Origin of the sequence: Nostoc sp. NMS4 (assembly GCF_017115095.1) — a bacterium.
Lineage (GTDB): Bacteria > Cyanobacteriota > Cyanobacteriia > Cyanobacteriales > Nostocaceae > Nostoc.
The window spans coordinates 1-9,625 of the sequence record NZ_JABXKI010000217.1 but is presented as its reverse complement, the minus strand read 5'-3'; the positions used below and the strand labels follow the sequence as shown (position 1 = coordinate 9,625).

At 41.4% G+C, this 9,625-nt stretch carries 10 protein-coding genes; 7 read left to right on the top strand and 3 right to left on the bottom strand.

The features are described from left to right. Nucleotides 1–690 precede the first annotated feature (690 nt). Entirely contained in the window at nt 691–1,068 is a 378-nt protein-coding gene (locus tag HWQ37_RS18665) for a Mo-dependent nitrogenase C-terminal domain-containing protein (protein ID WP_292749528.1), read from the top strand. 111 nt (nt 1,069–1,179) lie between these two features. On the opposite strand, the gene HWQ37_RS18660 is transcribed toward HWQ37_RS18665, so the two are convergent. Further along, the gene (locus HWQ37_RS18660) at nt 1,180–3,036 is read right to left on the bottom strand and encodes a caspase family protein (protein WP_292749527.1); all 1,857 of its coding nucleotides are present in this window, start codon (nt 3,034–3,036) and stop codon (nt 1,180–1,182) included. A 202-nt stretch (nt 3,037–3,238) separates the two neighbouring features. On the opposite strand from HWQ37_RS18660, the gene HWQ37_RS18655 reads away from it, so the two are divergent. From HWQ37_RS18655 to HWQ37_RS18640, 4 genes are all read left to right on the top strand, one after another. Beyond that, nucleotides 3,239–3,730 carry a hypothetical protein gene (locus HWQ37_RS18655; RefSeq protein WP_292749526.1) on the top strand — a complete coding sequence of 164 codons (492 nt, stop codon included), beginning with the start codon at nt 3,239–3,241 and terminating at the stop codon, nt 3,728–3,730. A gap of 197 nt (nt 3,731–3,927) precedes the next feature. Further along, nucleotides 3,928–4,101, top strand: coding sequence for a 50S ribosomal protein L32 (gene rpmF / locus HWQ37_RS18650; protein ID WP_094328804.1), 174 nt, complete (start codon nt 3,928–3,930; stop codon nt 4,099–4,101). Between the two features lie 295 nt (nt 4,102–4,396). Next, nucleotides 4,397–5,002, top strand: coding sequence for a sulfite oxidase-like oxidoreductase (locus HWQ37_RS18645; protein WP_292749525.1), 606 nt, complete (start codon nt 4,397–4,399; stop codon nt 5,000–5,002). A 120-nt stretch (nt 5,003–5,122) separates the two neighbouring features. Continuing rightward, the gene (locus HWQ37_RS18640) at nt 5,123–5,521 is read left to right on the top strand and encodes a hypothetical protein (protein ID WP_292749524.1); all 399 of its coding nucleotides are present in this window, start codon (nt 5,123–5,125) and stop codon (nt 5,519–5,521) included. 319 nt (nt 5,522–5,840) lie between these two features. Here HWQ37_RS18640 and HWQ37_RS18635 read toward each other — a convergent pair whose 3' ends face one another. After that, nucleotides 5,841–7,223, bottom strand: a complete 1,383-nt coding sequence (locus HWQ37_RS18635; protein ID WP_292749522.1) for an aldehyde dehydrogenase family protein — start codon at nt 7,221–7,223, stop codon at nt 5,841–5,843. 162 nt (nt 7,224–7,385) lie between these two features. After that, nucleotides 7,386–8,531, bottom strand: coding sequence for a hybrid sensor histidine kinase/response regulator (locus HWQ37_RS18630; protein ID WP_292749520.1), 1,146 nt, complete (start codon nt 8,529–8,531; stop codon nt 7,386–7,388). Nucleotides 8,532–8,820: 289 nt separating this feature from the next. On the opposite strand from HWQ37_RS18630, the gene HWQ37_RS18625 reads away from it, so the two are divergent. After that, a complete protein-coding gene (locus tag HWQ37_RS18625; RefSeq protein WP_292749518.1) occupies nt 8,821–9,165 on the top strand; it encodes a CU044_2847 family protein in 345 nt (114 codons plus the stop codon). A 9-nt stretch (nt 9,166–9,174) separates the two neighbouring features. Then, nucleotides 9,175–9,393, top strand: a complete 219-nt coding sequence (locus HWQ37_RS18620; RefSeq protein WP_292749516.1) for a serine protease family protein — start codon at nt 9,175–9,177, stop codon at nt 9,391–9,393. The last annotated feature ends 232 nt before the right edge of the window (nt 9,394–9,625 follow it).

Below are 9,625 nucleotides of genomic sequence, written 5' to 3'. Positions count from 1 at the left end.
ACAAGTCTGAAATAGCTGATTAACCAAGGTTTTACCCCACCCTAACCCTCCCCTTGCAAAGGGGAGGGAACTAGATTTCTTATTTCCCCCCTTTATAAGGGGGGATTAAGGGGGGTAATTCGACTTGTGTGTACAACCGTAGCCCAGAGATGGGAGAGGGGCTGGGGGTGAGGGAAAAGATTTAAGCAAAATTGGGATGCTCCCGTCCACTTCCGTGGACTAAGTTTTGTGTAGCCGCGATTTCCAATCGCCCAATACTTTTCTATCGCTAATCAGTGCTTCTACGGCATTCAGCCAGCTATGAACAAAACACACTTACGTGAGAAAGTGGGAACACGGAAAGGAAAAATGGGTTCTAGGATATTGCTGATGTTTATACTTAGCAAAAATTCTTTCTGAAAGACCTTATATTAAGTTGTGTAAATGTTACACTAAAACCTATCCAACGGCGGATGTCTTTACTAAAATTTAAACTGTGTCAAGTTATGAACAAGATCGTAATATTACACTACCGATCCCCAGAAATATGCGATTAACTTGACGTAGTAATAAATTAGGTTCTGACTTAAGTGGCTAATCAGGTATCACATTATATCGCAGTCAGAACGCGATTTTTCCGGGAAAGTTCGTTGCCACGTTGTATATATTCATCAAAAAGGTGAATAGCCTCAATAATACAGAGGGTTAACCATGAAGGTATTCGACAATACCACCAAAAAGATTTTTCTGGCAAGCTGGGTATCAATCAATCAAGCCGAGACTACTGACCATAAAGTAACCCAGCTTAACCATTCTCCTTCCAAGCCCTACTGGGATATTCTCCAACCCTTACGGCAGCGAGTAGAAAACATTCAAGTTAGCGATCGCCAACTAGCTCACCGCTTGTGCAAAGTGATTCCATCTCAATGCCCCTTTGAGCGCGATGTCAAATTATTTGGGAAAACCTTGTTTCACATCCCACCCATGTGCAAGCTCAACCCCTTATATGAAGAAGTTGTTGGTTTACGTTTCCGAGCGTTGTGCTATCTAGCCGACGAGTGTGGCGAAGATGTATCGCAGTACTGCTAATACTGAGATATGAGGTCTGAGGAAAAAGTTATGAGTTAGGAGTAAAAGGTCGGGGATCAATAATATAACTCCTAATTCCTAACTCCTAACCATTTGTTTATTATTTTTTTACTATTTCTTTTGCCATTTTTGGATGGCATCCTGAGCATCTTCGTAAGCGCCTGTCTCCTCTGGTACTAAAGCTGCGGTAGCTATTGCGGCATTACGTTCCCCTTCGGCGGCGCGACGCTTTGCCATATCTAAAATTTTCTCACTCCAATTATTGATCGATTTTTGGGCAGCATCGAAGCCTGGTTGACCGGCTGGTACTTTCTTGGCAACTTCGATCGCCCGATTATAGGTAGATGCCTGTTCAGACTTAATTAAGGCATTAGCTGCATCTAAAAGAGTTTTGTTACTCACATACTGCTTACCCTCTAACCGCCACAGGTTAATTGCTGCTTGTGCTTTCGCGTAGGGGGCTTCATCTTTGGTGATTAATCGAGCAGCAGCTATAGCGCTGGCATACTGTCTTTGTTTAGCACGACCTTCTGCTAAATCTAAAATCATTTGACTCCAAATCTTAATATTTTCCTGAGCTTGTTCGTACAGTGGTTCACCGGGTTGAATTTTTCTGGCTGTAGCGATCGCCATGCTCAAATCGCTAGCCTGAGTTTGTCTGAGGGACATTTTCGCCAGGTCTAATACTGCTTGATTCCGCTTTTTGGACTGGGAACTAGAGACTATTTCGGCGCTAGATTGGTTTTTGAGTCTAACCGGTGGAGTGCTATCGCTTGGTAAATTCTCGACAACCTGGCGATCGCTAACATTAGCATTGGGTGATGTACTTGATATTTGCTTAATTCTAAAAGTTTCTTGATTGCGGAGAAAAACTACAGCGATTAAACCTGCTACCAGCAAGCTGCCTCCGCCCCACAAGATAAACTGTTTCCAAAACGGGATACTTGGCTGATTCGCTGGCAAACGCGAGACGTAACCTTTTGAGGAATTGGGGATAAATCTGCCTCTGGTATTCACTCCCAAGGAAGTTTCCGCCATTGGCTGGGAAACTAACCTGCTACCTGACTGCTGGACTTTTTTACTCTTCACCTGTTGGGAGGAGTTCACACTAATTTCTCCCCGTTTGCCCCGTTCTGCTGAAATTTTAGAGAAATTGTCGAGGGGAGGAGCTGCAAGGGCAACAGCAAAAGATTCTTCGGGATAAATCATCGGTTCTGGCTGAAAATCGCCTTCCACTGCCAATTTTGGCAAGATTACTTGCTGCCTTGATGGGATAATAGTGGCAGGGTTTTGGATAGGCCGCCAGTGGTGGTGACATAATTTTGGCACGATTAGGCTTAGGTAGCTTTCTAAATCTGCCAAGTTGCTGCCATTGCCAGAACGTAAAGCTTCTAATAAAGCTGCTGTAAAGAATCCGTGACCTAGTTCGCTACTCTCATGGGAAAATTGCTCTGGTTGGCAAGAAAGAATTGTCGCCAGTTGTAGTTCTTGGGCTAATTCTATTGTTTCTTCACCAACGGGAGCATCCGCTTGAGTGCCAAAAGCGCGGTTGATATCGAGTAGTAGCAATACATTCAGTTCAGCAAGTTGTAGACTTTGCATTAGCGATCGCAATTCTATGCCAGTCTCTGGCACGAGTTCCGGGTTGCCTTCTGCTGGCATTAAGTAATCCTTGCCCTGGTAATTGACTCCATAACCGCTAAAGAATAACCACAGATAGTCTTCCGGTTGCCAATTTGTTGCTGCCAAATCTTCAAGCAGCAGCAAAATATTTTCCTTCGTCGGGTAAGTCGATCTATCCCCAATCGGCGGCGAAGTATCTGTCATCACTAGACAGTGCTTGGGGAGAAAACCTGCCTCTGTCACCAAAAAATCTTCTAGTGCCTCAGCATCTGCTTGGGCACAACTTAAAGGTTGAAATAACTGATATTGATTGATACCAATCGCGATCGCCCAGTAATTTGCCATCCCGCTCTTTGTCAGTTATTGTTGTTTGCTGGTCTTAAAATTGCGGTTGGCTTTGCCAAAAAAACAAAGCTAACCTATGTCTTATAATCTAAGTGATTCTGATTGAATCCTAAGTTAGAATGTAATTTTTATTACGTTAATTAGCCGGAAAATACCTTTACCTAATTTCAATAACAGATCATTACTAAGGAGATAGAAGGTCATGAGCAAAATTTCTGCTCACCTACCATCATCGCTCGCTCCCTTTTCAGTTATTAGCCAAATTGCCAGAAGAATCCGGATAATTCCTTTAGTAGTTTTGCTCATATCTACTGTTCCTGCGTGGTTTTTGATGGAAGCGATCGCACCCCAGGTTGTGCGAGCTTACACCGCTAGAGTCGATCTAGCTATTGACCGCTTACCAGAAGAAAACTATGAAACCGTTCTCAGGAGGGCGGAAGCGGTCGCTAGGGCAGCTGCTCAAAGGAGCTTCGACCAAGATATCTTGGTGACAGATGTTTCCATCATTGTGTCCGTACAAAATTATGGAGCGATCGCACCAGTCCTGACATTAGATGTCAGTCGTCCTCAATGGCGATCGCGTCCTGATGCTCAAAATTGGGCTACTTACTTCAAAACTGCGCGTTCTTTACTTTTCTTTGAAAATAACTCTAATCCAGTTCCAGCCGCTAGCGCTGTGTCAACGCCAAAATGACGAGTTGAGCTAGAAGTCCGAACCAAAGCTTTCTTGGCTCGGAATCTTGCGGGAACAGAAAGAAAGTCATTCTTTTTGTTCCCGCGTCCTTACGTCAGTCTTAACCCAACTTACTTATTCCTGACTCAACTATTGTCCTTGGCGGCAGTGGATGGCCTAGAATAAGAAGGTTGTCAAGAATCGCAATATCTGCTGACATGGCTGTTCCTAAGAAGAAAACTTCCAAATCAAAACGAGATAAACGTCGAGCTACCTGGAGGCATAAAGCCGTCGTTGAAGCTCAGAAAGCCCTATCTCTGGGTAAGTCAATTTTGACTGGACGTTCTACATTTGTTTATCCAGCTGCTGAAGAAGAGGAAGAAGAATCATAATTTCTCAGTCAGGAAAAGCACGAACAGCACCGATAGATTTGATTGCCAAGCTCAACAATCAAAGTTCCGATCGCTAGATAAATGCTTTTTCTTAGCTTTCCTGATTGCATTATGAATCATAGACACTCTACATAAGCTCATTAGATCGAAAAAAATTGGTAGTGAGTAATTGGAAATATCCATTACCCATTACCTATCATTCAAGAGTTTATATAAAGAGTAAAACATTTGGTGCTGTTGGCAACTCAGCAAAAAAGCTTGTAAACATCTTGAGAAAAATGATTTTTCTCTAACTATGCTAGGAAAATTTTTTCAAAAACCAGGCAAAGAAGAGGGCGAACGTGTTCCTCCTGGTCAACACTTAGCTAAAGGTTTCCCCGTATTAACTTACGGTGAAACTCCTCAAGTCAGCACTGAGGAATGGGAGTTTAAAGTTTGGGGTTTAGCAAAATCTGCCACCTTTAGTTGGTCAGATTTTATGGCGCTACCTCAACATGAATTCACAGCAGACTTCCACTGTGTAACGCGCTGGTCTAAACTCGATGTCAAATGGACTGGCATAAAAGTGACAGATTTCATGTGTCTGATTGAATTAGACCCGAAAGTAGCCCACATTATGGAACACTGCTATGGCAGCTACACTACCAATATTTCTCTAGAAGATTTTCTGCGCGAAGAAAACTTCTTTGCTTTTAAAGTCTTTGGTGAAAATCTTCCAGCCGAACACGGTGGGCCGATGCGGCTAGTTGTGCCTCACCTCTACGCTTGGAAAAGTGCTAAGTGGATTAATGGGTTGGAATTTTTAGCTGCTGAAGAACTTGGTTTTTGGGAGCGTAATGGCTACCATCGCCGTGGTGAACCCTGGACAGAGGAGCGTTACAGCAACGCTTTTGGGTTATAAAAGTTAGGAGTTATTCAATTTAGTTAGAGATAAACAATCTTCAAGGTGATGTTGATAGCAGGTAAATAGTCTTAGAATAGCAGAACAAAGCTGATAGTACTCAAAATTAAGGAAAAAACCATGAGACGTTTTACCTTCTTTACGCTAGCGTATCTAGCTGCCGGAGTCTGCTTAACTGCGATCGCACTTAAGTACCCTAACATTACTCCAAACCTTAAAACCATCCTGCTAATAGAGGCAGGAATGCTATACACTTTCTCTATATTCAGTACCTCCCCGTTTTGGCGACAAACCTTACTACAAAGCCAAAATAAACTTCGCCAGCAAGCAACATGGAAGAAAAAATTCCTTCCCATCGCACTTTGGCTAGGGATTGGATTAACAATTTTTTCGTCCCTCTTCAATCTAGTTGTCAATCATTACTGGACGACTGAAGCAATCGGACAAGCCGCTTTGGGGCTAATGATTATTTTGCCAAGTGCAGAAAATCTTTTCCTCAGAAGCCAAACCCAATCATAAAAGCCTACCGATAAAATAGAGCAGTAGGCTTTTATTGCCATTTGAAGTTTGAGTTAACTCATATTGCGATAATCAAATGGCACGCTTGTTTTTGCTCCACAAGGAATTTGCTCAAGCACTAAATATAGATAGTTTTTCTGGTCAAAACTAATCTTCAAACTAATGCTTGTAGTCATGTAATTCTATTTTCTGGTGAGCTAGATTTGCCCCAATATGTTTCGGTTAAGATGCGATAAATCATCACAAAGACGCGATAAATCGCGTCTCTTGCCTTAACCAAACAGTATTGAGATTTGCCCTGCGAGAAAATAATATGACTTTAACCCAGAAGTTTCTTGATTAGCGGCAATTTTCCCTGATATGGAGCGTATCGCCATTTTAAATCTAGCCAGAAAGAGTTTTGCAATACACTTTTGTAATGAGAAAAGGTGTCAAAACTAGCTTTGCCGTGATAGTTGCCCATACCGCTATCTCCCACTCCCCCAAATGGTAAAGACGAGACCCCAACCTGCATCACTGTGTCATTAATACAAACTCCACCAGAGGAAGTTTCCTGCAAAACTCGCTTTTGCAGGTTTTTGTTTTGCGAAAATAAGTATAACGCCAATGGTTTAGGTCTAGAGTTAATCAAGGCGATCGCTTCTGCAATGTCAGTATATTCAATAATCGGTAAAATTGGCCCAAAAATTTCTTCTTGCATTACAGAATCTTCTAGGGAGACATTATCAATCACTGTCGGCGCGATATAACGCTCTGAAGATTGAGTTTCGCCACCAATGATAACTTCACCATCTTTGAGAAAGTTAACCAACCGATCAAAGTGTTTTTCACTAATAATTCTGGCATAATCAGGACTGTTTGCAGGATTATCGCCATAAAATTCTTTTAAGGAATTTTGCAGACCATCTATTAAATCTTTTTTGATTTTTTGATTAACTAGAAGATAGTCGGGGGCGATACAAGTTTGTCCAGCATTAATAAATTTTCCCCAAAGAATTCGTCTGACAGTGTGTTCAAGATTAATCTCAGTATCTATGATACAAGGACTTTTGCCACCTAATTCTAAAGTCACTGGTGTGAGATATTTTGCTGCTGCTGTCATGATAATTTTGCCGACGGCTCTGCCACCAGTAAAAAAGATATGCTCAAACTTTTCTGCAAGTAGTTTTTGACTTACTTCCACGCCTCCTTCTACTACTGCAATATAAGCCGGGTCAAAATATTTGGCAATAATTTTAGCAATGACATTAGACGTATGAGAAGCAATTTCTGAAGGTTTGATGATTGCACAATTACCGGCTGCGATCGCACCTATTAAAGGTGAGATAATTAACTGAAATGGATAGTTCCAAGGCCCAATAATTAAGACAACCCCTAACGGTTCTGGATAAATTTTCGCTGAGTAAGAAAAAAAATCCCAGGAAACTGCTGCTTTTTTGGGCTTAGTCCAGTTTTGAAGATGTTTGATGGCGTAATCAATATCCTTAACTACGCTGATTTCTGTAATGTAAGTCTCAACTTCTGGTTTATGTAAATCCGCTTGTAGTGCCTCGACTATTGACTGTTCATGCTCAATGATTGCTTGCTTGAGATTTTTCAGTTGTTCAATGCGAAAAGTTACATCTTTAGTTTTGCCAGTTTGAAAAAAATCTCGCTGATTGTGGATAATATCGCCGATGTTAGATAATTCAGTGGTAATCATTATTTTTTCCTCTTAAAAACTATCTATTATGAGAATATTTTATCGTCAAATTTTAGGAATTTATTTTATAATTTTAATATTTACTTTAAATAGTAAAGTTATAAATTATGAATTGCCAGGATAAAAAACTCTCCAATTCATAATTTATAATTACTAATTTTCTCATGTTCTGGTAGGTAGAAGCACAATAAATACACTACCTTTGCCCAACTCAGAATTAAGCAAAATAATCCCTTGATGTGCCTCGACAATTCGACGAGCAAGGTACAATCCTAAGCCACTACCAGAACTCTTGTGACTGCCTTGGCGAAATCGTTCAAAGATGGTGGCTTGTTCTTCAGGGGGAATACCTGGGCCAGTATCCGCTATTTCAATTCTAATGTAGTCAACGGAATTGGATTTTTCAGACAGATGAGATTGATTACTTTTGTTGAACTGGCGTTGAGAAGTAAAACGAATAGTAACAGACCCAGAGTCGGTAAATTTGATTGCATTACCTATGAGGTTGGTGAATAGACGATGTAATTCTAAGCGATCGCCCGTCACTGTATTTGTGCTTGACTCCTCAATAATGTCCAAATTTAAGGACAGTGTTTTATCTTGAGCTAAGGGTGATAATTCTCCAGTTACCTCTTCTAACAATTGGGCTAGATTAACTGGTTGAAACGCTAAACTTTTGCGACCTGCTTCAAAACGATAAACTTCCAATAAGGTATTGACCATAGAAAGCAGGTTGATATTGCTACGGGCCATGATGGTGATGACTTCCTGCATTTGCGCTGATAATGTTCCCAATGCGCCTTGCTGAAATAGCATTAACATCCGATCGGCGGCTACCAAGGGAGTCCGTAAGTCGTGGGTGAGACGGGAGACAAAATCTTCTCGCTGACGGGCAATTTCATCCCGTTCATCCATACTATGCTTCAAACGTAGGAGCGATCGCACTCGTGCCAGCAATTCATCTACTGTTACAGGTTTGCGGATAAAATCATCAGCACCCAAATCTAATCCGTGGGCGACGTTGGGCGCATCGTGGGCAGTGATCAACAAGATGGGGATGTATTGCGGCAATTTCATCTCTCCACGAATGTGCTTAGTGACTTCGTACCCATCCATACCTGGCATCATTAGATCCAGCAGAACCAAATCACAAGGCGAAGCTTTCAATTCTGCTAAGGCCGAAATCCCGTTTTCTGCGGTGCTAATTGTGTAGCCTTCTTCCTCCAAAATAGTTTTGATCAAAAACACGTTATCAGGAGAGTCATCAACAACTAGAATTTTGTCAGAGCGAGAAGATTGTGAAGTCATATAGATACAAAGTGCGGGATAAAAGGAAATTTTTTGGGAAACTGGTTTATTTGGTATAGTTTTTTAGATAGTACTTTTATGTAAATTCTCTCCAAAAAAGAAATTTCTTAACAAATTTATATACAGCAGATTTCAAGTCAGGTGAGGTACAGAAGCTAAGTCTGTTACCCAGTTATAAAGCCTGTTTTACTAGTGAATTCTGAATTTTGAATTTTGAATTCTGCTGTAAATGTATTTTCAAAACTACTTTACTTATCTTTTTAACAGATAGCTACAAGGTAATTGAATTATGGCTCGTAAACTTCTAGAACTGAATACAGAGGATGGCGGCACGATTTTGGTAGCAGTTGAGTTACCAGATGCATCAGTCGGACGTGTAGCGCCCATTGGTGAGTTACCCATAGAAAAAGTAGAGGCTAACTTCGATGCAGTTAAGGAATTGATTGTTCGCGGGTGTCGCCCAATTACCAAGGCGTTTCGTACCTTGCAGCAAGAATCACAACCTGTAACCGGAGAAGTTGAGTTTGGTGTGAATTTTACCGCCAAAGGCTCAGTCTATGTAGTCGAATCCACTGGACAAGCATCGCTGAAGGTGAAAATAACTTGGAAACTGGCACTCGAAGAAAACAAGTAATAAATTTTCATGAATTGGGAATTAGTTAAAGCTTGTACCGTGGCGATCGCTACCCCAGAAGGTTACATCCAAGGCACGGGCTTTTTTATCTCACCCAATGGACATTTACTCACCTGCGCCCATGTAGTTGAGTCGTCAGGGGGTTGGGAAGAAGTGCGAGTTAATGGGCAAGGGGTTGAATTAGTTTATTTAGGCGATCGCTCCCATTACACAATTTGCACTGACTGAGTATTAATTTCTGTTAAATTAGCCAATCTGACATCATTTGTAAACAACGTTGCATTTAGAGATTTTGCAGTTGCTGCAATTATTGGGCAACTTTACTCTCATCTTTAAGAGCGATATCTGGCAACAAGCCGCTCGATGCCTACGCTTATTTCTCAGAGGTGAGACTATCTAAAAGTTGCTGAAATTCTGTTGTGGAAGGAATTGCGTAGGCGAAGCCCGTCGTAGACATCGC